The organism is Xylophilus sp. PBN-3R (assembly GCF_057747805.1).
Genome location: NZ_CM173225.1, coordinates 4,244,276 through 4,265,709 on the forward strand (window position 1 = coordinate 4,244,276; position 21,434 = coordinate 4,265,709).

Genomic DNA, 21,434 nt, shown 5'->3' on the forward strand with positions numbered 1-21,434 from the left:
CTCAAGCCCCGTGGCACTTTTTGTATTTCTTGCCGCTTCCGCAGGAGCAGGGGTCGTTGCGGCCGGGTTCGGCTTCCTTGCGGATCGGCTGGACCGCCGGGCCCAGGCTCTTCCAGAACTTGCGCAGGTCGTACACCGCAAAGATGGCTTCGCCATAGGCGTCCAGGCGCTGGCGGCTGATGCTGGGCGGGCTGTTCTCGTCGAACATCGGGATCTCCAGCGGACCCGGATCGGCTTCGGTCAGCTCGGTGATGCAGTCCAGCGCATCGGCCAGGAAGTCGGCTTCTTCCTTGCCGCGCGGCGGGGTCCAGTCGTCGGCGAAGGCTTCGGTGGCGGCCAGGAAACCCATGGCCCAGGTCTGGGCGATGGCCGGGATTTCGTCGGGCGCGATGTCGACCCGTTCTTCTTCCGGCATGGCGGCGATGGCTCCGACCATGTCCAGCACTTCGGGCTGGTAACTGTCTTCGTCGTCCAGCCGGTCCACCGGATGGTCCAGCGCCCACACCACTTCGTCGACACGGCGCTGCCAGAGCTCGATGAAACGCTGCTGCTGCACCGGGCCGGAGAAAACACTGTCGGCCGATGCCGAAAGCGGCGCGCCGGCTTCGGGTGGAGCAGCGCCCTGCCCCAGCAGCTGGGTCAGCACCTCGCCCAGGCCCAGCGGGCGGCGGGTGCAGACGACGGCGGCCAGGAAACCGTCGCAGACCTCCCAGCTCGGCGTGTCCGGATGACGTTCGCGCAGATCGTCCAGGATGTCGTCGAGCGCATCGAAATCGTCGGGTGTGGTGGCTTCGGGCGCGAGCTGGTCTTCGGACATGGTGGTGTTCTCGGTATTCGGGGAGAAGGGAGCAAGGGGCGTCAGGGGGCGCCGGGTTTGGCGATGGCACGCAGGAGCGACGTCGGACGCGGTGTCCGCAGCTTCCTTATCATCCGGCCTGGCGCTGGTCGCAGGCGGCGAGGTTCGCCTGCCTGCACAAGACGCTTATTTTACCGACGCACCCACCGCGCACCCTTGCCCTTCCATCCGGAGACAAGCCCCCCATGTCCACCGTTCCTCCGGCATCTCCTGCCTCCAGGCGTCCCTCCCTTCACGGCGCGCTTCGCGGCCTGGGACGCTATCCGGTGCGCTACAGCGCCTTCACGCTGTGCGGTGTGGCGCTGCTGGCATTGCTCTATGTGCACTGGTTCGACAACCCCTGGTGGTGGCTGGGCACGCTGCTGGCGGCCGCGCTCACGGTGGTGGGTTTTCATGACCTGACCCAGCGCAAACACGCCATATTGCGCAACTACCCGGTGCTGGGCCACCTGCGTTTCGCCTTCGAATTCATCCGCCCCGAGATCCGCCAGTATTTCATCGAGAACGACACCGAAAGCCTGCCGTTCTCGCGCGCCCAGCGTTCGCTGGTGTACCAGCGTGCCAAGGGCGACCCCGACAACCGGCCGTTCGGCACCCAGCTGGATACCGGCCACCAGGGTTACGAGTGGATCAACCATTCGATGGCGCCGAGCAAACTCGCCGACCATGATTTCCGGGTGTGGATCGGCGGCCGGCCCGGCGAGGCGGCCCGCTCGGTCGAGCCCTGTACCCAGCCCTATCACGCCAGCGTCTTCAACATTTCGGCGATGAGCTTCGGCTCGCTGTCGGCCAACGCCATCCTGGCGCTGAACAAGGGCGCGGCGCAGGGTGGTTTTGCCCACGACACCGGCGAGGGCTCCATATCGCAGCACCACCGCGTGCACGGCGGCGACCTGATCTGGGAAGTCGCTTCGGGCTACTTCGGCTGCCGCAACGACGACGGCACCTTCAGTGAAGAGAAGTTCGTCGCCAACGCCCGCGACCCGCAGGTGAAGATGATCGAGATCAAGCTGAGCCAGGGCGCAAAACCCGGCCACGGCGGCATCCTGCCGGGCACCAAGGTGACCGTCGAGATCGCCGATGCGCGGGGCGTGCCGGTGGGTGTCGACTGCGTCTCGCCGTCGTCGCACAGTGCCTTTCGCACGCCGGTCGAGATGATGCATTTCATCGCCCGGCTGCGCCGGCTGTCGGGTGGCAAGCCGGTCGGCTTCAAGTTCTGCCTGGGCCATGTGTGGGAATGGTTCGCGCTGGTCAAGGCAATGCTCGAAACCGGCATCACACCCGACTTCATCGTGGTCGACGGTGCCGAAGGCGGCACCGGCGCAGCGCCGGTCGAGTTCACCGACCACGTCGGCGCGCCGGTACAGGAAGGCCTGCTGCTGGTGCACAACACGCTGGTCGGCGCCGGCCTGCGCAAACGCATCAGCCTGGGCTGCGCCGGCAAGGTGATCAGCGCCTTCGACATCGCCCGCTACATGGCGCTGGGCGCCGACTGGTGCAACGCAGGCCGGGGTTTCATGCTGGCACTGGGCTGCATCCAGGCGCAGACCTGCCACACCGGCAACTGCCCGACCGGCGTCACCACGCAGGACCCGCTGCGCCAACAGGCGTTGGTGGTCCCCGACAAGGCCGAACGGGTCACCCGTTTCCACCATCACACACTGGAAGCGCTGAAGGAACTGGTGCAGGCGGCCGGGCTGGAACACCCTCAGCAGATCACGTCGCACCACATCGTCCGCCGCCTGACGGACACCGAGGTCAGGCTGCTGTCCAACCTGGTCTTGCAGGTGGCGCCGGGCGCCCTGCTCGGCCCGCTGGACGACCTGCCCAGCGTGTTCAAGCTGTACTGGCCGCTGGCGTCGGCGCAGAGTTTCCGTGCGCAGGAGCCGGTGCCCGGCCCGGCACCCCAGCACGCGGGCAACACCGTCCCCACCGCGCTGCTCGCGCCGGAGCCCGGAGTGTGATGAGCCTGCCGAACGATCCCTCGATGCAGCAGCAAGGCGACTTAATGGACGGCAGCGATGCCGCCACACGCGAGGCGACCGAGTTTCTGCGCCAATGCCTCGCCACCCAGACCGACACGGTTCAACGCTATCTGTGGCGCGACCTGCAGGTGTGGGTCAAACGCAGCGTGAAGCCCAGGCCGCGCTGGCATTTCTGGCTGCTCGGCATCGTGGCATCGGTGGTGCGTCTGCCGGCGCTGGCGCCGGTCTACAACCCGGGTGGCCGGCAGGCGGTGCGGACCGAAGCGCGCCGGCTGCGGGAGCTGGCCGCGCGAGGCTTGCGGGTGCCGCCGGTGCTGGCCGAGCTGCCCGATGGTTTCCTCATGGAACACATGGGCCGGCCCGACCGCCATGCGCCATCGCTCGCCGAAGAGATGAACGAGAACAAGGTCGAGCGCCCGGAAACGGTGCTGAGCCTGTTCGTCCAGGGCCTGCATGCCACCGGCCGGGTGCATGCGGTGGGAACCTGCCTGAGCCAGGGTTTCGCACGCAACCTGGTGCACTGCCCCGACGGTGTCATCGGTTATGTCGACTTCGAGGACGACCCGCAGGCGAGCATGCCGATGGTCCAGTGCCAGCTGCGGGACATCCTCTGTTATGTGCATTCCAGTGCGGTCTATTTGCTGGAGGCGGGGCAGCTGGAGGCGGCGCGCGGGCCCTGGCGTGCCTGGCTTGCCGAGCGGCCGGCGGCAGTGCAGGCGCTGGTTTCGACCAGCGCGTCGCGGATGCGCTGGTTGCGTTTCCTGCCCCGCGACCGGCGCTGGGGGCGGGATTTGCAACGGGCGCGGGCGGCCTGGGAGTTGTTGGAGGGGTGAACGGTTCTGCCTCCTTTGTTTTTCGGGGGGAAGCTTTTTGTGGATCGTCTATCTCCGCTTCGCTCTCGATTTTCTTCTGCTACTTCCGTAGGGGTGAGCCGCTTGTGCGCGGGGCAGTCACTTTCTTTGCCTTGGGGGCGGGGAATCGCATGAGCGATGGTCGGGACTTCGTTCCGCTTCGCTACCTCTCGTCCTGGCCTAGACGAATTGATCACCCAGCCGTATTCATTGCACGTGAATCGGGACGCTCGTTTGATCGAATACCGTTGTACGGTTTTTTGAGGAATACAGCCTGGCGCCAGAACGAGTACCTGGGGTAATACGCCCACCGCGCCATGCTGGCTGACTGGCCGTCGAGCGCACTACCCGCAAATCGGCAGTGCGCTTGATCACGCTCCAAGCCGTGTTTTCGACCAAACCGTACGGCGGTGGTCGATCAAACCGGTTCGACGGCAGAGCGTGAAGCTTTTGGCGAACGAGCGTTCCGAACCTCAGGCATCCGAGTCGAACAAATCCGCCCGCTACGTCTGGGTGAGAAAGTTACTCGCCTCCACGCGACAAGTGGACTCCACCCACGCCAGCGCCCCATCAGCGCAGGCGGCCAACATCAGAACCGGTGCAATATCCCGATCTGAGCACCATTGATGGTCCGCCCATTCACATCACCACCGGTGAAGTTGGTCTTGAGCCCAGCCGACCCCGACGGCCGGAACCCCGCATTGGTATCGTTTCGCAAGGTATTGACCATGGCGAACAGCGTGGTCCGCTTGGACATGTCGTAGAACGCACCGATGGTGCCGCCGTCGGCATTGCGGCCGTTGCCCGACTGGTCCTCGATACGCCCCCACAACGCGCCGATACGCAACGCATCCGTCACCTTGTAATCAGCCGAGATCTGCCAGATCCGATAGAAATTGTTCACATCCGGGTTGGTGCCGGCCACCACGCCACCCACGTTGCCCAGGATGCTGCCGGCATTGTTGCCGTTGGCATTCGAGGTCACGTTGTTGCTGCGGACGAAGGTCAGGTAGATGGTGCCCCTGCTGTAGACATAGTTGGCGAACAGGTTGTCGTAGACCACGTCGCGGTCGTAGAGCGCGTTGGCCGGCGGGCGGCCGCGCAGGCCGATATATCCGAGTCGGTAGGTGTCGTCGATGTAGTCGATGGCGCCCTGGTAGACCGCCTGTTTCGACACGCTGTTGTTGACCTCGGGCAGCGCGTAGTGCACCTCGACCGCGACACCCTTGATGCGGGGCGACAGGTAGGCGATGTCGTTGTCGTAGCGCGAAGGCACGCCGAAGTTGTTGACCATCGAGCCCAGCGTGCGGGTGTTGAAGTCGATGTAGCCGCCGCGCGTGAGGATGGGGCCGTTCTGCCGGCCCAGGCGCAGTTCGCCCGCCGGGCCGGCGATGCCGACCCATGACTGGCGGTCGAAGGCACGGGTGCTGTCGGCCATGGCGCCGGTGTCGCCCGAGAAACCGGATTCCAGCTGGAACTTGGCCGTGTAGCCGCCGCCCAGGTCCTCGACGCCGCGGAAGCCGAAACGGCTGCGCAGGTAGGCGCCGTCTTCCAGGCTGGTGAAGTGCGAACCCGAGTTGCTGCGCATGTAGTTCACATATTGCTCGACGTTGCCGTAAAGCGTGACGCTGCCGGTCGAGGCGGGCTGGGATTGCGCCTGTGCGACGCCGCCGGACAGCGTGGCGGCGGCAGCGACGACGGTGACGGCAACGGCCGAAACGACTGCGCGGATGGGCTGGGCGTGGAACAAGTCTCTTCTCCTTTTATACGCCGGTCTTTATGGTTGGCGACACTGGCCGGCAAGCGATGCGCGGCGCGGACGATAAAAGCGGGAAGCGGCTTATGGTGTTGTCGCGGTACCGCAAGCGTGCGATCAGCGCACGGAGGCGGCCGCGTTTCGCACGTTTTCGGGGTTTGTCGGGATGATCGCGCGGCCCTGTCTCAGATCATGGAACGCATGGCCTGGGCGGTTTCACGCAGCACCGGCAGGGTGCGGCGCACCGCGTCTTCGGAGGTTTCGTGCCCCATCGGCATGGTCACGTTGACCGCTCCCACCAGTTCGCCCTTGCTGTTGCGCAGGGCCACCGCGACGCCCCGGTGGTGCAGGTCGATCTGCTGTTCGGACAACGCGAAACCCTGCTGCCGCACCCGCAGCAGTTCCACCTGCAGGCGTTCCTTGCTGGCGATGGTGTGCGAGGTGAAGGCGGTGATGGTGTGGTGGTCCAGCCAACGCGCCACCGCTTCGTCGTCGCGCTGCGCCAGCATCAGCATGCCGGACGCGGTGACCTGCGCCGGCATGCGGGCACCCAGCACGAAGCCGGTGTTCATGGCCCGCCTGGCCCCGCTGCGGGCAATGTAGACCACGTCGTCGCCGTCCATCACGCTGACGTATGCGGCCTCGTGCGTGCCGGCGGTGATGCGCTGCAGGAAGGGCTGGACGATGCGCGCCAGCCGCGACGAATCGAGATACGCCTGACCCAGCCGCAGCACCCGGGGCGTGAGCCAGAACATCTTGCCGTCGGTGCCGACATAACCCAGGTGCGCCAGTGTCAGCAGGTGGCGGCGCGCGGCGGTGCGGGTCATGTCGGTGAGCTTGCCGGCCTCCGACGCGGTCAGCCGCGAATGGGTGAAGTCGAAGACTTCGAGCATGCGCAGGCCTTTTTCGATGCCGGCGATCCAGTCGCGCCGGTCCAGTGGGGTGTCGGTGAGGTCCATGGCAGCGAGTCTGCGGAAAAGAAGCGGCCGTGGCCGATCGGGGATAACACGGTAAACGTTCGTTTATCGCACAGCGACGTGCGATGTGCGCACCTTCCGCCGCGCAGAGGGGCTGGCAGAAGCGACAGCGCTGGACAGAATGCGGCCCGTTCCCAGTCCATCTGCACGATCCATGAACTTTTCGACTCCCTCCGTGGCCGCACCGGCTTCTGAAGCCAGCGTGCCGCGGATCTCCGGCACCACCGCCGTCTACCTGATTCCGGGCGACCCGGTGGCCCAGGTCCGGGCACCCGAACTCTTCAACCGGATCTTCGCGCGCCTGGGAATCGACGCGGTGCTGGTGCCGATGCGGGTGAAACCGGCCGACATCGCGAATTTCGTGCGCACCGCCTTCCTGGCCGACAACGTGCGGGGCATGTTCGTGGCGATTCCCCACAAGGCGCCGCTCTCGGAACTGGTGGACATCTGCAGCCGCGAAGGCCAGGCCGCCGGCGCCATCAACGCGATCCGCCGCAACGACGACGGCCGGCTGGAAGGCGGGCTGTTCGATGGCGCCGGTTTTGTCGGCGCGCTGCAATGGGAAGGCCTGGGCCACGCCGGCAAACGGGTGCTGGTGCTGGGTGCCGGCGGTGGCGCCGCCGCCATTGCCGCAGCACTGGCCGCCACCGTGCCGCCGGCCGGCGAGATCGCCTTGTACGACCCGGTGCCGGGCAAGGCCGAGGCCATCGCCGAACGGCTGCGCAGGCATTTCGACTGCCGGGCTTTCGCCGCGGAAAACAGCGACCCGTCGGGCTATGACCTGGTGGTCAATGCATCGCCGCTGGGGCTGCAGGCCAGCGACCCGATTCCCTGCGACGTGACCCGGCTGGACAGCCATGCGGCCGTGGTCGACATCCTGATGAAGAACCAGCCGACGCCGCTGGTACGCGCGACCCGCGCACGTGGCCTGCCGGCGTTCGCGGGCTTCGAGATGCTGATCCAGCAGGCGCCGCACTACCTCGAGTTCTTCGGTCATGCCGAAGCCGCCCGTGCGGTGCGGGCCAACGGCAGGTTCCTGCGCGAAATGATCTATCCGGCCGAACTGGCGGGCGAGATCCGCGACTGATATTCCACGGTTTTTCCGCCCTTCCATCACACCCAAAAAAAGCGCCCCGAGCGCGGAGACACAACAGGTGATCAACACATTCTTCAACCGCTATTGCCGGTCGCTCGAGGCCGTCATGGCCGCCTGCCTCGGTGTCATGGTGGTCATGGTTTTCGGCAACGTCGTACTGCGCTACGGTTTCAACTCGGGCATCACGGTGTCCGAGGAGGTGTCGCGCTGGCTATTCGTCTGGATGACCTTCCTGGGCGGCATCGTCGCGGTGCACGAACACGGCCACCTGGGCACCGACATGCTGGTCAGCCGCCTGCCGGTGGCAGGCAAGAAGGCCTGCCTGATCGCGGTGCACCTGCTGATGCTGTACGCCTGCTGGCTGCTGCTGACCGGCAGCTGGGCGCAGGCGCTGATCAACCGCGAGGTGGCCGCGCCGACCACCGGCGCATCGGTCGCCATCTTCTATGCATCGGGTGTGGTGTTCGGTGTGTCGGCCATCGCCATGCTGCTGCACGGGCTGTGGCTCATCGTCAGCGGCCAGCTGCGCGAGGACGAACTGGTGCAGGTGCACGAGTCCGAGGAACAGGGCGACATCGACCGCATTACCGCCGAACTGGCGCGACGCGACGCCGAGGAAGCCGCAGCAGCAGCTTCCGGAAACCGCGCCGAGGGGCACTGAAACCATGACCATCCTCATCTTCCTGGGCTCCCTGCTGGGTGCCATGGCCATCGGCGTGCCGATCGCCTTTTCGCTGCTGCTGTGCGGCATGGCGCTGATGTGGCACCTGGACCTGTTCGACTCGCAGATCCTGGCGCAGAACGTCATCAACGGGGCCGACAGCTTCCCGCTGCTGGCGGTTCCCTTCTTCATGCTGGCCGGCGAGGTGATGAACCAGGGCGGCCTCTCTCGCCGCATCGTCAACCTGGCACTGGCGCTGGTGGGCCACATCCGTGGCGGGCTGGGCTATGTGGCCATCATCGCGGCCTGCGTGCTGTCCGCGCTTTCGGGGTCGGCCGTGGCCGATGCGGCGGCGTTGTCTGCCCTGCTGATCCCCATGATGGTGGCGGCCGGGCATGACAAGGCTCGTTCCGGCGGGCTCATCGCGGCGGCCGGCGTCATCGGTCCGATCATCCCGCCGTCCATCGGTTTCGTGATCTTCGGCGTGTCGGCCAACCTGTCGATCAGCAAGCTTTTCCTTGCAGGCATCTTCCCCGGCATCCTGATCGGTGCGGCGCTGTGGTTCACCTGGTGGTGGGTGGCACGGCGCGAAAACGTGGTGCCGCCGGTGCGCCGCAGCGCCGCCGAGGTGATGGCCTCCTTCCGCGAGGCCACCTGGGCGCTGCTGCTGCCGATCATCATCCTGGTGGGCCTGCGTTTCGGTGTGTTCACGCCGACCGAAGCCGCCGTGGTGGCCGCCGTCTATGCGCTGTTCGTGGCGGTGGTGGTGTACCGCGAACTCAAGCCCGGCCAGTTGTACGGCGTGCTGGTGTCGTCGGCCAAGACCAGCGCCATCGTGATGTTCCTGGTGGCCGCCGCCATGGTGTCGGCCTGGCTGATCACCGTGGCCGACCTGCCCGGCAAGCTGGTCGCCCTGCTGCAGCCGCTGATCGGCAGCCCCACGCTGCTGATGGTGGTGATCATGGTGCTGGTGATGGCGGTCGGCACCGCGATGGACATGACACCGACCATCCTGATCCTCACCCCGGTACTGATGCCGCTGATCAAGGCCGCCGGCATCGACCCGATCTACTTCGGTGTGCTGTTCATCATCAACAACTCCATCGGGCTGGTGACACCGCCGGTCGGCACCGTGCTGAACGTGGTGGCCGGTGTGGGGCGGATGAAGATGGACGAGGTGATTCGCGGCGTGATGCCCTTCGCCTATGCCGAGTTCGCCATGATGTTCCTGATGGTGCTGTTCCCGCCGCTCATCACCTGGCCGGCCCGTTTTCTCTCCGGCTGAAGCCCGAAACCTTTTTCCTCGCCATCGATCCACAACAGGAGACAAACCATGAAAAGAATGTTCATCAAGACACTGCTGGCCACTGCGACCCTGGCCCTGGCCGGCACCGGCTTTGCGCAGGACGTGAAGCCGCGCACCATCAAGTTCGCCTTCCAGAACCAGACCGGCCATCCGCAGGCCATGGGCGCGCAGAAGTTCGCCGATTTGATGGCACAAAAGTCGGGCGGCAGGATCCAGGTCAAGCTGTTCGCCGGGGGCGTGCTGGGCGGCGACCTGCAGACGGTATCGGCCCTGCAGGGCGGCACGGTGGAAATGACGGTGCTCAACGCCGGCATCCTGAACGCGCAGGTGAGGGAATTCGGCGCCTACGATTTGCCCTTCCTGTTCAACAACCCGCAAGAGGCCGATGCGGTCACCGACGGCGCCTTCGGCAAAGGCCTGTTCGCCAAGCTGGCCGACAAGGGCCTGATCGGCCTGGGCTACTGGGACCTGGGCTTCCGCAACCTGACCAACAGCAAGCGCCCGATCACCAGGCTGGAAGACATCGCGGGCCTGAAGATCCGTGTCATCCAGTCGCCGATCTACATCGACCTGTTCAATGCACTGGGCGCCACCGCCACTCCGATGCCCTTCCCCGAGCTGTACAGCGCACTCGACCAGAAGGCGGTGGACGGGCAGGAGAACCCCAACAGCACCATCCTCGCGTCCAAACTTAACGAGGTGCAGAAACACCTGGCGCTGACCCACCACATCTACAACCCGCAGGCACTGTTGATCGGCCGCAAGCTGTGGGATTCGCTGAGCGCAGATGAAAAGAAGATGTTCCAGGACGCCGCCACCGAAGCCACCCGTTACCAGCGCGAGGTGTCGCGCGGCCAGGCAGACCAGGCGCTCGACGCACTGCGCAAGGGCGGCATGCAGGTGACCGAATTCAGCCCGGCCGAAATGAACCGCCTGCGTGAGAAGGTCAAGCCGGTGGTGGAGAAATACAGCGCGTCCATCGGCGAGGCCACGGTCAGGGAACTGATGGCCAGCATCGCCCAGGTGCGCAAGCCCTGACATGACGGTCGTCGAAGGTTTTCTCTCCACGCCGGAAGCCCTGGAGGCTTTCGGCGAACGCAGTTTTGTCGCCGCGATGCTGCGTTTCGAGGCCGCGCTGGCGCAGGCCGAAGCGCGTGTCGGCCTGGTGTCGCAGGCTGCCGCCGATACCATCGCCAGCACCTGCAAGGTCGACCTGTTCAACGTGCCGCGCATCGTGCGCGACAGCGGCCAGGCGGGCAGCCTGGCGATTCCGCTGGTGAAGGCGCTGAAGGAAACCGTCGGCCTGTTCAGCCAGGAAGCCGTGGCCGCCACCCACTTCGGCAGCACCAGCCAGGACGTGATCGACACCGCGATGGCGCTGGTCACCCAACCGGTGCTGGCGCTGCTGCTGGCCGATGGCGACACCGTGCTCGAAGCCCTGCTGGCGCTGGCCGAAAGACACGCCGACACGCCGATGCTGGCACGCACGCTGGGCCAGCCGGCATCGGTCACCAGCTTCGGCTGGAAATGCACGCTGTGGGCCGGCAGCCTGCAGCGTTGCCTGGCACGTGTTCGACACGCCGCACCCGAGGCCCTGGCGGTGCAGCTGGGCGGCGCGGTGGGCACGCAATCGGAACTCGCAGGCCACGGCGCGCAGGTGGTCGCGCTGATGGCCGAATCGCTGGGCCTTTCGGCCCCCGCAGCGCCGTGGCACACACAACGGGACGCCTGGGTGGCCCTGGGTTGCGCCATCGGGGCATTGGTCGGCACGCTCGGCAAGCTGGCACGCGACCTGTCGCTGATGCAGCAGTTCGAGGTATCGGAAGTTTCCGAACCGGTGGTCGCTGGCCGGGGCGCTTCGAGCGTGATGCCGCACAAACGCAATCCGGTCGCCTGCATGGTGGCGCTGGCAGCCGCGCAACGGGCACCGCAATCGGTCGCAGCGCTGCTGGCCGCCATGCCGCAGGAACACGAGCGCTCGCTGGGCAACTGGCAGGCCGAACTGGCCGAATGGGCGCAGCTGATGCTGTCGGCCCACGGCTCAGCGCGTGCGCTGGCCGGCGCATTGCCCGGGCTCGACGTGAACGCCGCCCGCATGCGCACGAATCTCGACGCGCTGCGCGAAAGCCTGCCGCGCGAGGTGGCCGACGAATGGTTCGACCCGGCCCTGGCGATCAACGCCGGCCAGCTGGCACGCGAACAACTGGCCCGCCTGCGCGCCCTTCCAGACACCTGAAGAACCGAGGACCGATCCCCATGCGCCGTGCCATTGCCACCGTGTCGCTCAGCGGCACCCTGCGGCAGAAACTCGAAGCCATCGCCGCTGCGCGTTTCGATGCGGTCGAGCTGTTCGAGGCCGACTTCGTCAACTTCCAGGGCGGTGCCGGCGAGGTGCGCCGCATCTGCGCCGACCTGGGCCTGGACATCGACCTGTACCAGCCTTTCCGCGACTTCGAAGGCATGCCCGACGCCGCCCACCGCCGCAACCTCGACCGCGCCGAGCGCAAGTTCGACCTGATGGACGAGCTGGGCGTGTCGATGATGCTGGTGTGTTCCAACGTGTCGCCGCAGTCGTCGGGCGATGCCGGCCTGGCCGCCGCGCAACTGCACGAACTGGCCGACCGGGCCGCATCGCGCGGCATCCGCATCGGCTACGAGGCGCTGGCCTGGGGCCGTTGGGTGAAGCTGTACGGCCAGGCCTGGGAACGTGTGCGGCTGGCCGACCATCCGCACCTGGGCCTGATCCTGGACAGCTTCCATACGCTGTCGCTGCGTGACGACCCGGCCGGCATCGCAGACATACCGGGCGACCGCATCTTCTTCGTGCAGATGGCCGATGCGCCATTGCTGAACATGGATGTGCTCCAGTGGGCGCGGCATCACCGCAATTTCCCCGGCCAGGGCCAGCTGGACGTAGTCGGCTTCTATGAGCAGGCCCTGCGCGCGGGCTACACCGGAACCCTGTCGCTGGAAATCTTCAACGACGTGTTCCGCGGCACTTCCAACCGCCGCACTGCGCTCGACGCCATGCGGTCGCTGCTCTACCTCGAGGCAGAGGTGCGGGCCCGGCTCGAGAAGGCGACGGACGACGACGCATCACAGCGTGCATTGCAGCGGCTGGAGCTGTTCGACCCGCCGCAGATGCCGCGTCCTGAGGGTTATGCATTCGTCGAGTTCGCCACCGACGAAAACCGTGGCGCAGCGCTGGGCAGCCTGCTGGAGACAATGGGTTTCCAGCGGGTCGGGCGGCACCGGTCGAAAGCGGTCACGCTGTATCGACAGGGCGATGCGCAGCTGATCGTCAACACCCAGCCCGATTCGCATGCCCGCGAACGTTTCGGCCAACAGGGCCCGACCGTGTGCGCCATGGGCATCTCGGTCGACGACCCGGCGGCAGCGGCCAGCCATGCCACCGCCTTCCTTTCGGCACGCCAGCCGACCCGCCGCCGGCCGAGCGAGCTTGATCTTCCGGCCATCACTGCGCCGGGCGGCACGGTGGTGCATTTCGTCGGCGACGGACAAGACCTGGCAGCGGACTTTCCGGACGATGCGGGCGCGCCGTCCGCCGGCTGCGGTGTGCTGGGCGTGGACCATCTGGCGATGGGTCTGGCCGACGACCAGTTCGACACCTGGACCCTGTTCGCCCGCACGGTGCTGGGCCTGAACGCCATCGACAGCACCGAGCTGGCAGACCCTTACGGCCTGATCCGCAGCAGCGGCCTGTGCAACGATTCGGCCAGCCTGCGGCTGGTGCTGAACGTGTCTCTTGGGCGGCATACCCGCACCGCACGCCAGGTGGCGTCCACCGGGCCGGCGGGCGGCAGCGTGCACCACATCTCTCTGGCCTGCGCGGACATCTTCTCGACGGTGGCGGCGATGCGTGAAAGAGGGGTTCGTTTCGTCGCCATTTCCGGCAACTACTACGACGATCTGGCAGCTCGGCTGGGACTGGATGGAACCCTGGTGGAGCGCATGCGGGCACTGGACATCGTGTACGACGAAACGACCGGCGGCGCGCGTTACCTGCAGGCCTATAGCGAATCATTCGACGATCGTTTCTTCTTCGAGCTGGTACAGCGCGATGCCGGCTACGACGCCTACGGTGCTTCGAACGCGCCCGCACGGCTGGCGTCGCTGGAACAGGCCGACGGCTAGATTTTCGGCGGCTTGGGACTGCCGAAATGCGGCCCCGGACCATCGTCGCCCAGCCGATCGCCGGGGTTGCGCAACGGGCAGGCCTTGAGCGACAGGCAGCCGCAGCCGATGCAGCCGTCGAGCTGACCGCGCAGTTGCATCAGGCCCTGGATACGGGCGTCGAGGTCGGCCCGCCACCGGGTCGACATGCGCCGCCAGTCGGCCACCGTGGGATTGCGGCCGACCGGCAGGGCGGCCAGCGCATCGGCGATGGCGGCCAATGGCAGGCCCATGCGCTGCGCCACCTTGATGACGGCCAGCCGGCGCAGCACCGCGCGCGGAAACAGGCGCTGGTTGCCGGCGCTGCGCACACTGCCGACCAGTCCGGACTTCTCATAGAAATGCAGGGTCGATACCGCTACGCCGCTGCGTTCGGCGACTTCGCCGACGGTGAGCATCACCACGCTTCTTGCCGCCATGGGCTTGACCTCAAGTTAACTCGAGGTTTGATACTAGACGACTCATCAACGCCACATGCCACGCGTACGTTCTTCATGCCCCTGCAATTCGCCAACCCCGCCGGCCTCCACGATCCGCAACCCAACGGTTACTCGCATGTCGCCACCGTCACCGGGCCCGCCCGCCTGCTCTACATCGCCGGACAGGGCGGCGAAAATGCAGCTGGCCAGCTGCCGCCAGACTTCGCGGCGCAGGTGGAACAGGCGCTCGACAACCTGGTGACCGCCCTGGCATCCGCCGGTGCCGGTGTGACCGACGTGGTCAAGCTCACGGTACTGATCGTCGATCATTCGGAGCAGCACCTGGGCGTCCTGACGCAAGCCCTGAAACGCCGCTGGAACGGGGCGATGGCACCCGCCTGCACCCTGATCCCGGTGCCGCGGCTGGCACGCGACGGCATGCTGTTCGAGATCGATGCGACGGCGGCACTGGATGTCTGAGGCCCGCATCGGAACCCCCGCCTTGCTTCTGATGGCGGTGGCCAGCGGCTTGTGTGTGGGCGGCAATTATTTCAACCAGCCGCTGCTGCATTCCATCGCGCTCGACCTGCGGGTGAGCGAGTCCACGGCATCGCTGACGGTCACCATCGCGCAACTGTCGTATGCGCTCGGCCTGCTGTTGCTGGTGCCGCTGGGCGACATGCTCGAACGGCGCGGCCTGGCGGTCGGCCTGATGATGCTGGCGGCACTCGGCCAGTTCACCAGCGGCTGGGCCGGCGGCATCGTGATGCTGTGCGTGGGCGTGGGCATCGCCGGCCTGTTCTCGGTGGCCGCGCAGGTGCTGGTGCCGATGGCCGCGGCGCTGTCCGACCCTGCCCGCAGCGGGCGTGCGGTCGGGCTCGTGATGAGCGGCCTGCTGACCGGCATCCTGGCCGCGCGCAGCGTGGCCGGCCTGCTGTCGGACTACGGCGGCTGGGCCACGGTCTACCGTGTCTCCGGCGGCCTGATGCTGCTGTTCGCGCTGGTGCTGTGGCGGGTGCTGCCGGCGTCGCGCAACCCGCGACGGATCGCCTATGGCGAGGTGCTTGGTTCGATGCTGACCCTGCTGCGCCGCTATCCGCGCCTGCGCAGCCGGTCGCTGCTGGCGGGGCTGTCGTTCGCATCGGTGAGCGGCATGTTCGCCACCATGGCGCTGCTGTTGTCCGGGCCCGCACACCGGTTGGGTGATGCGGCCATCGGCCTGATCGGACTGACCGGCGCGGCCGGTGCGCTGACCGCCACCCTGGCTGGCCGCTGGGCCGACCGCGGCTGGCTGCAGATGACCACCGGATCCTCCGTTCTGCTGCTGGCGCTGAGTTTTCTGCCGCTGTGGCTGGGAGCCACCAGCCTGCCCGCCTTCGTGCTGGGTTTCGTGGTGATCGACGCTGCTCTGCAGGGCATCCACATCAGCAACCAGAACGTCGTCTATGCGTTGCTGCCGGAGGCTCGCGGGCGGCTGAACGCGGTCTACATGACGGCGTATTTCATCGGTGCGGCGCTGGGTTCGGCCGCCGGTTCGCTGGCCTGGCAATGCGCCGCCTGGCCGGGTGTCTGCGGGCTGGGGCTGGCCATGGCGCTGGGCTGTGCGCTGGCCTGGTGGTGGGACCTGCGGCTGCAGCGGGCCGGGCGCTGAAGCGGGAGCTTCAGTCCAGCGCCGGCAGCAGTTTTGACGGATCGACCGCGGCACCGTCGAGCACCGTGCCGATCACCACACCCAGCCCGGCCAGGCGCTTGCGCATGCACAGCACCGCACGGTCCTTGCTGAGCAGTTGCGCACCGTGGGCGGCGGCAAGGTCGATGAAGACCTGGTCGTCCGGGTCCTTGCATGAAAACCCGATCTTGGGCGCCGGCTCGACGATGCGGGCATGTCGGTCGAAACCGGCCAGCACATCGGCCGGCGTCAGGCCGTAAAAGGCCAGGCGCGGCGCGATCTGGGTATAGGCCAGCACCCGTTCCAGTTCGTTGCGCATGTGCGGCGTGGCGATCCAGTCGAGCCGGCCGGCTTCGAGCCCTTCGCGCACCGGCCGCGAGGCCACGTCGGGAAACAGGAAGACGTCCAGCACGATATTGGTGTCCAGCACCAGCGGCTGGCGTGTCATGCGGTTTTGTCGACCTTGTCGGCCTTGTTGCGGGCCGAGCCGGCGACCATGTCGAAACGGAACAGGCGGCATTCGATGGGGCCGTTCCACATCGGCACGCGGCGCGATTCCTTGAGGCGCATGCGGCCGGGCAGCTTGGCGTCGGGTGTCAGCACCCATGCGCTCCAGCCGGCGAAGTTGCGTTTCCAGTGGGTCGCCAGGGACGGGAAGAAGTCGCCTCCGTCCTCGACCTGTGCCGTCTCGCGTGATTCGCGAGGCTGGCGCGCCACCGCATCTGCGCGCTGGCCGGCCACACCGGCCACGGCGATCCGTTCGCCGTACGGCGGGTTGAGCAGCAGCACGCCTTCGGGTGCGGGCGGTAGGCGCTGCAGGGCGTCGCCGCCGCGGAACTCGACTACCCGCGCCACGCCGGCACGTTCGGCATTGCGCTCGGCGAAGTCGACCATGCGGTGCGACACGTCGCTTCCGAAAATCGGCACCGTGGGTTCAGTCACCGCGTTTTCGGCCTCGTCGAGCAGCACGCGCCATACATGCGACTGGAAGGGCAGCATCTTCTCGAACGCGAAACGACGATGCGCACCGGCCGGAATGCGGCAGGCGATCTGCGCGGCCTCGATGGCGATGGTGCCGCTGCCGCAGCAGGGGTCGTACAGCGGCAGGGGGGTGTCGCCGTGGGGGTTCCAGCCGCTGGCCGCGATCATGGCGGCGGCCAGGGTTTCCTTCAGTGGCGCGTCGCCCTTGTCCTCGCGCCAGCCGCGCTTGAACAGCGGCTCGCCCGAGGTGTCGATGTAGAGCGTGGCCTGGTCGGTGGTCAGGTGAGCGTGGATACGTACATCCGGCCACTGGGTGTTGACGTCGGGCCGCTCGCCGCTCTTGTGGCGGAAACGGTCGGCCACGGCGTCCTTGATCTTGAGCGCTGCAAAATTCAGGCTCTGCAGCGGGCTGTGCTGGGCGGTGACCTCGATCTTGAAGGTCTGCCTGGTGGTGAACCAGATCTCCCAGGCGACATCGGATGCGGCCTCGTACAGATCCTTCTCGTTGCGGTACATCGTCTGCGAGAGCTGCACCAGCACCCGCTGGGCCAGCCGACTGTGCAGGTTGAGCAGCATTGCCTCGCGCCAGGAAGCCCGCAACAGCACGCCGCCGCGAAGTGTTTGCAGGTCCATGCCGGCCAGCCCGGTGAGCTGGTGGACTTCGTCGGCAAGGTAACCCTCGACGCCGGCGGCGCAGGGCAGGAAAAGTTGTATCTGATTCATGGAAGTCGCAAGGATACGCGCCACAGGTGAATGGCCCGGTCACGCAGGGGCACAATGCTTGCCGCTATTGGAGACCTTCATGATTCTGCGCAAGACTTTTGCCGCCGCCGCCGCTGTCCTCGTGATGGCCGGCGCTTCGGCTCCGGCTTCGGCCCAGATCGCGGGCACCGCGCTCAAGAACATCCTGGGCCAGGCGTCCGACAACGCACTCGACCAGCTTTCGAAACCCGGCGCGTTTTCGGCCGACAAGGCCATCAGCATCGCCTTGCCGGGCGCGGGCGGCAAGGGCGTCGGCGACCTGATGAACCTGGCCAGCAAGGCGGGCCTGACGGGCGACATCAACGGCGGGCTGAACCGTGCCGCCGAACAGGCTGCGGCGCAGGCCAAACCCATCTTCCGTGCCGCCATCGACAAGGCCACGCTGACCGATGCGGTCGGCATGGTGAAGAGCGATACCGGTGCCACCGACTACCTCAAGCAAAGCACCGGGCCCGAGATCCTGAAGCAGCTGCAGCCGCTGGTGCGCAGCGCACTGCAAAGCAGCGGCGTGCTGAAGCAGACCTCGCAGCTGTCGGCGCTGGGCATGAGCGAGGACAAGCTGACCGACTACGTGGCCAACAAGACCTCCGAAGGCATCTTCACCTACGTGGGCCGTGAAGAAACCCGCATGCGAGCCAACCCGCTCGAAACGGGCAAGAACCTGCTGCAGGGCATGAAGGGCCTCAAGTTCTAGGCCTACACCTCGCCGCCTAGAGCGACTTGCGCAGATTGGCCGGCGCGATGCGCAGTGCATCTCGATATTTGGCCACGGTGCGGCGGGCGCATTCGATGCCCTGTTCTTTCAGCATGTCGGATATCTGGCTGTCGGACAGCGGCTTGCGCTGGTCTTCGGAAGTGACGAACTGCTTGATGAGCGCGCGCACTGCGGTGCTGGAAGCGTTGCCGCCGGTCTCCGTACCCAGCGCGGAGCCGAAGAAGTACTTCAGTTCGAAGGTGCCGTAGGGCGTCGACATGTACTTGGCGGTGGTCACCCGGCTGATGGTGGATTCGTGCAGGCCCAGTTCGTCGGCGATCTCGCGCAGCACCAGCGGCCGCATGGCCAGTTCGCCATGCACGAAGAAGTTCTTCTGCCGCTCGACGATGGCGTTGGACACCCGCAGGATGGTGTCGAAGCGCTGCTGGATGTTCTTGATGAACCAGCGGGCTTCCTGCAGGCGCTGCTGCAGCGCGGCGCTGCCCTCGCCCTTGTGTTGCTTGAGAGCGCTGGCATAGATGTCGTGCACCTTCAGCTTGGGCATCACGTCGGGGTTGAGCATGACCCGGAAACGCGGCTGGCCACCGCGGCCGATCTTCTGCACCAGCACGTCGGGGATGACGATGTTGCGCTCGACATCCACGAACCGCCGGCCGGGTTTGGGTTCCAGCCGGGCGATCAGTCCGATGGCGGCGCGGGTGACCTCGTCGTCCAGGCCGCAGGCGATGTTCAGACGCTTGATGTCGCGACGGGCCAGCAGTTCCATCGGCTGGGCGCAGATGGCGATGGCGGCTTCGACCACCGGACGTTTGCCGACGCCGTTGTCGCGCATGCCGCGCAATTGCAGCGTGAGGCATTCGCGCAGGTCGCGGGCGCCGACGCCGGCCGGCTCGAGGTTCTGCAGCAGCCGCAGGGCAACGGCGAAACGCTGCACCAGTTCTTCGACCTCTTCGGCGTTCTCGTCCTCGCTGCCGGCCAGCCCCAACGCCAGCGAGGGCAACGAGTCTTCGAGGTAACCGTCGTCGTTGAGCGACTCGATCAGGAAACGCAGTGCCGCGCTGTCTTCGGCCGACAGACGAAGCGACAGTGCCTGCCGGTGCAGGAAGGCGGTCAGCGATTCCTGGCTGCGCGCCAGTTCGGTGGCGTCGACATTGCCATCGTCGCCCAGGTTGTTCTGGCGGGCCGGTGCGTCGCCGCCCCATTCGCCGTCGTCGGCCACGACTTCGGTACCGCCGTCGCCGTCCCAGTTGGGTTCGGACTCGACACTGCTTTCAGCGTCGGAATCGCTGGTGTTATCAGTGGTGGTGACCGTGGTTTCGCTGGTGCTGCCGGCGTGGAAGTCGTCATCCGATGCCGGGGCATCGGACTGGGCCACACCGAACTCCTCGCGCGCCGCCTCTTCGTGCGTCACTTCGAGGAACGGGTTTTCGTCGAGCATCTGCTCGACTTCCTGGCTCAGTTCCAGCGTGGACAGTTGCAGCAGCCGGATCGACTGCTGCAACTGCGGCGTCAGCGCCAGATGCTGCGAAACCCGAAGAGACAACCCCTGCTTCAACCGAAATCCTTCAAAAGGCAAGCGCGTAGCGCGAGCCGCAAAAACGGAAGGCCGCCGCGCACGGCCGCCCGAAGCGGCCGGCCTGCCCCCTGCAAGGGGGTTGGCGGAGACACGAAGTGCGAAGCCTGGGGGTGATCCAAGTGCTACATCCTGAAGTGTTCGCCGAGGTAGACCCGGCGCACGTCGGCGTTGTCGACGATCTGCTCGGGCGTGCCCTGGGCCAGCACCCGTCCGTCGCTGATGATGAAGGCGTGGTCGCAGATCCCCAGTGTTTCGCGCACGTTGTGGTCGGTGATCAGCACGCCGATGCCGCGCTCTTTCAGAAATCCGATGATCCGCTGGATCTCGATCACCGCGATCGGGTCGATACCGGCGAAAGGCTCGTCCAGCAGGATGAAACGGGGCTGCGTGGCCAGCGCCCGGGCGATCTCCACCCGGCGCCGCTCACCGCCCGAAAGGGCCATGGCCGGCGAATCACGAAGGTGTTCCACCCGCAAGTCAGCCAGCAGGGCGTCGAGTCGCTCGGTGATGGCCGCCTTGCCCAGCGGGCGGCCGTTTTCGTCTTCCTGGAGTTCAAGCACGGCCCGGACGTTTTCCTGCACCGACAGCTTGCGGAAGATCGAAGCCTCCTGCGGCAGGTAGGACAGGCCCAGGCGCGAGCGGCGATGGATGGGCAGGTTGCCGACCGGCTGGCCGTCGATGCTGATGTCTCCGCCGTCGGAACGGACCAGGCCGACGATCATGTAGAACGAAGTGGTCTTGCCGGCGCCGTTGGGGCCGAGCAGGCCGACGACTTCGCCCTTCTGCACCGACAGGGAAACGTCCTTGACGACGGTCCGGCTGCCATAGGCCTTGCGCAGATGGTTGGCTTCGAGCCGGCTGCCGCCGGGGGCGATCGCATTCTCGGTCAAGGCTTGGTTCCGCCCATCGTTTCGGTGCTGCGCAGTTGCGGAGCCGGGCCGCCAGCGTCGCCAGCCCCGGAACCGGCAGCGGTACCCGTCGCGGGGACCACCGGGCCGCCCGGCGTGCCGCGCGGCGCCAGCACGGCGCGGATGCGGCCGCCCGGCGTGACGGAACCGCTCCCGTCGGCGACGGCCGACCTGCCACCCGAGTTGGGCGCGCCATCCACGGTGTAGACCTCGGTCACGTTGTTGTAGACGATGACGTCGCCGTGGACTTCGTCCTGCACCGTGGTGCCTTGCAGCCGGTGCATTTCGGCGCGGCGGGTGAAGGTCACCTTGTCGGCCTTGCCGTCGTAATAGATGACGTCGCCCTGCCCTTCGATGAACTCGTCGGGTGTGTTGGCCGCCGTGTCGCGTTTCTGCTTGAAGTAAGAACGTTTTCCGGGCTCGGCGGTGACGGTGCCGTACTGGTAACCGTCGGCATCCTGCCGTACTTCCAGGCGGGTGCCGCGGATGAGGATGGTGCCTTTGGTCAGCACCACGTTGCCGGTGAAGACGCTGGTCTGGGCCAGGTCGTCGTGCCGCAGTGCGTCGGCTTCGACGTTCATGGGTTTCTCCCGATCTGCTTTTTCAGCGAAGGCTGGTCCGCCGAACAAAACAGCGGAAAAGAGCAGCAAAAGAGTGGCAGCGTTGTAAGTTCTCATAGGGGCACGAATCTTGCAGGCATTGTACGGTGCAACAGTGACCCT

Annotated in this window: 20 protein-coding genes; 11 read left to right on the top strand and 9 right to left on the bottom strand. The window is 66.5% G+C overall.

Annotated elements, in window-relative coordinates; translation table 11 throughout:
- Position 1 precedes the first annotated feature (1 nt).
- Positions 2-817 carry a UPF0149 family protein gene (locus tag AC3ANW_RS20250; protein WP_488342626.1) on the bottom strand — a complete coding sequence of 272 codons (816 nt, stop codon included), beginning with the start codon at positions 815-817 and terminating at the stop codon, positions 2-4.
- A 224-nt stretch (positions 818-1,041) separates the two neighbouring features.
- On the opposite strand from AC3ANW_RS20250, the gene AC3ANW_RS20255 reads away from it, so the two are divergent.
- Both AC3ANW_RS20255 and AC3ANW_RS20260 read left to right on the top strand, forming a co-directional pair.
- On the top strand, positions 1,042-2,820 hold the full coding sequence (locus AC3ANW_RS20255; RefSeq protein WP_488342627.1) for an FMN-binding glutamate synthase family protein: 1,779 nt from the start codon (positions 1,042-1,044) through the stop codon (positions 2,818-2,820).
- On the top strand, positions 2,820-3,674 hold the full coding sequence (locus AC3ANW_RS20260; RefSeq protein WP_488342628.1) for a BUD32 family EKC/KEOPS complex subunit: 855 nt from the start codon (positions 2,820-2,822) through the stop codon (positions 3,672-3,674). Before AC3ANW_RS20255 ends, AC3ANW_RS20260 begins: the two co-directional genes overlap by 1 nt.
- A gap of 607 nt (positions 3,675-4,281) precedes the next feature.
- On the opposite strand, the gene AC3ANW_RS20265 is transcribed toward AC3ANW_RS20260, so the two are convergent.
- Complete coding sequence (locus AC3ANW_RS20265) at positions 4,282-5,442, bottom strand: porin (protein WP_488342629.1); 1,161 nt, start codon at positions 5,440-5,442, stop codon at positions 4,282-4,284.
- A gap of 191 nt (positions 5,443-5,633) precedes the next feature.
- On the bottom strand, positions 5,634-6,407 hold the full coding sequence (locus AC3ANW_RS20270; protein ID WP_488342630.1) for an IclR family transcriptional regulator domain-containing protein: 774 nt from the start codon (positions 6,405-6,407) through the stop codon (positions 5,634-5,636).
- 172 nt (positions 6,408-6,579) lie between these two features.
- Here AC3ANW_RS20270 and AC3ANW_RS20275 point away from each other — a divergent pair, with 172 nt between their 5' ends.
- From AC3ANW_RS20275 to AC3ANW_RS20300, 6 genes are all read left to right on the top strand, one after another.
- On the top strand, positions 6,580-7,512 hold the full coding sequence (locus tag AC3ANW_RS20275) for a shikimate dehydrogenase family protein (protein ID WP_488342631.1): 933 nt from the start codon (positions 6,580-6,582) through the stop codon (positions 7,510-7,512).
- Positions 7,513-7,582: 70 nt separating this feature from the next.
- Positions 7,583-8,182: a TRAP transporter small permease gene (locus AC3ANW_RS20280; RefSeq protein WP_488345472.1), complete on the top strand. Its 600-nt coding sequence runs from the start codon at positions 7,583-7,585 to the stop codon at positions 8,180-8,182.
- 4 nt (positions 8,183-8,186) lie between these two features.
- Entirely contained in the window at positions 8,187-9,467 is a 1,281-nt protein-coding gene (locus AC3ANW_RS20285; protein ID WP_488342632.1) for a TRAP transporter large permease subunit, read from the top strand.
- 48 nt (positions 9,468-9,515) lie between these two features.
- Positions 9,516-10,526: a TRAP transporter substrate-binding protein gene (locus AC3ANW_RS20290; RefSeq protein WP_488342633.1), complete on the top strand. Its 1,011-nt coding sequence runs from the start codon at positions 9,516-9,518 to the stop codon at positions 10,524-10,526.
- A gap of 1 nt (position 10,527) precedes the next feature.
- Positions 10,528-11,724: a lyase family protein gene (locus tag AC3ANW_RS20295; protein WP_488342634.1), complete on the top strand. Its 1,197-nt coding sequence runs from the start codon at positions 10,528-10,530 to the stop codon at positions 11,722-11,724.
- 20 nt (positions 11,725-11,744) lie between these two features.
- A complete protein-coding gene (locus AC3ANW_RS20300; RefSeq protein WP_488342635.1) occupies positions 11,745-13,643 on the top strand; it encodes a bifunctional sugar phosphate isomerase/epimerase/4-hydroxyphenylpyruvate dioxygenase family protein in 1,899 nt (632 codons plus the stop codon).
- Here AC3ANW_RS20300 and soxR read toward each other — a convergent pair.
- Positions 13,640-14,101: a redox-sensitive transcriptional activator SoxR gene (gene soxR / locus AC3ANW_RS20305; protein ID WP_488342636.1), complete on the bottom strand. Its 462-nt coding sequence runs from the start codon at positions 14,099-14,101 to the stop codon at positions 13,640-13,642. The two genes, AC3ANW_RS20300 and soxR, sit on opposite strands and share 4 nt — an antisense overlap.
- A 75-nt stretch (positions 14,102-14,176) precedes the next feature.
- Between soxR and AC3ANW_RS20310 the strand changes: the two genes are divergently transcribed.
- Positions 14,177-14,581 carry a RidA family protein gene (locus tag AC3ANW_RS20310; RefSeq protein ID WP_488342637.1) on the top strand — a complete coding sequence of 135 codons (405 nt, stop codon included), beginning with the start codon at positions 14,177-14,179 and terminating at the stop codon, positions 14,579-14,581.
- Positions 14,574-15,752, top strand: a complete 1,179-nt coding sequence (locus AC3ANW_RS20315) for an MFS transporter (RefSeq protein ID WP_488342638.1) — start codon at positions 14,574-14,576, stop codon at positions 15,750-15,752. The genes AC3ANW_RS20310 and AC3ANW_RS20315 overlap by 8 nt, the downstream gene beginning before the upstream one ends.
- A gap of 10 nt (positions 15,753-15,762) precedes the next feature.
- Here the strand turns inward: AC3ANW_RS20315 and AC3ANW_RS20320 are convergent, their stop codons facing one another.
- Entirely contained in the window at positions 15,763-16,218 is a 456-nt protein-coding gene (locus AC3ANW_RS20320; RefSeq protein ID WP_488342639.1) for a putative toxin-antitoxin system toxin component, PIN family, read from the bottom strand.
- Positions 16,215-17,474, bottom strand: coding sequence for a THUMP domain-containing class I SAM-dependent RNA methyltransferase (locus AC3ANW_RS20325; RefSeq protein ID WP_488342640.1), 1,260 nt, complete (start codon positions 17,472-17,474; stop codon positions 16,215-16,217). The genes AC3ANW_RS20320 and AC3ANW_RS20325 overlap by 4 nt, the downstream gene beginning before the upstream one ends.
- A 79-nt stretch (positions 17,475-17,553) precedes the next feature.
- Between AC3ANW_RS20325 and AC3ANW_RS20330 the strand changes: the two genes are divergently transcribed.
- The gene (locus tag AC3ANW_RS20330; protein WP_488342641.1) at positions 17,554-18,207 is read left to right on the top strand and encodes a DUF4197 domain-containing protein; all 654 of its coding nucleotides are present in this window, start codon (positions 17,554-17,556) and stop codon (positions 18,205-18,207) included.
- A gap of 16 nt (positions 18,208-18,223) precedes the next feature.
- Here the strand turns inward: AC3ANW_RS20330 and AC3ANW_RS20335 are convergent, their stop codons facing one another.
- The 3 genes from AC3ANW_RS20335 to lptA form a co-directional block, all read right to left on the bottom strand.
- Positions 18,224-19,783, bottom strand: coding sequence for an RNA polymerase factor sigma-54 (locus tag AC3ANW_RS20335; protein ID WP_488342642.1), 1,560 nt, complete (start codon positions 19,781-19,783; stop codon positions 18,224-18,226).
- Between the two features lie 143 nt (positions 19,784-19,926).
- On the bottom strand, positions 19,927-20,694 hold the full coding sequence (gene lptB / locus AC3ANW_RS20340; RefSeq protein ID WP_488342643.1) for an LPS export ABC transporter ATP-binding protein: 768 nt from the start codon (positions 20,692-20,694) through the stop codon (positions 19,927-19,929).
- Entirely contained in the window at positions 20,691-21,389 is a 699-nt protein-coding gene (gene lptA, locus AC3ANW_RS20345; RefSeq protein WP_488342644.1) for a lipopolysaccharide transport periplasmic protein LptA, read from the bottom strand. Before lptA ends, lptB begins: the two co-directional genes overlap by 4 nt.
- Between the last annotated feature and the right edge of the window lie 45 nt (positions 21,390-21,434).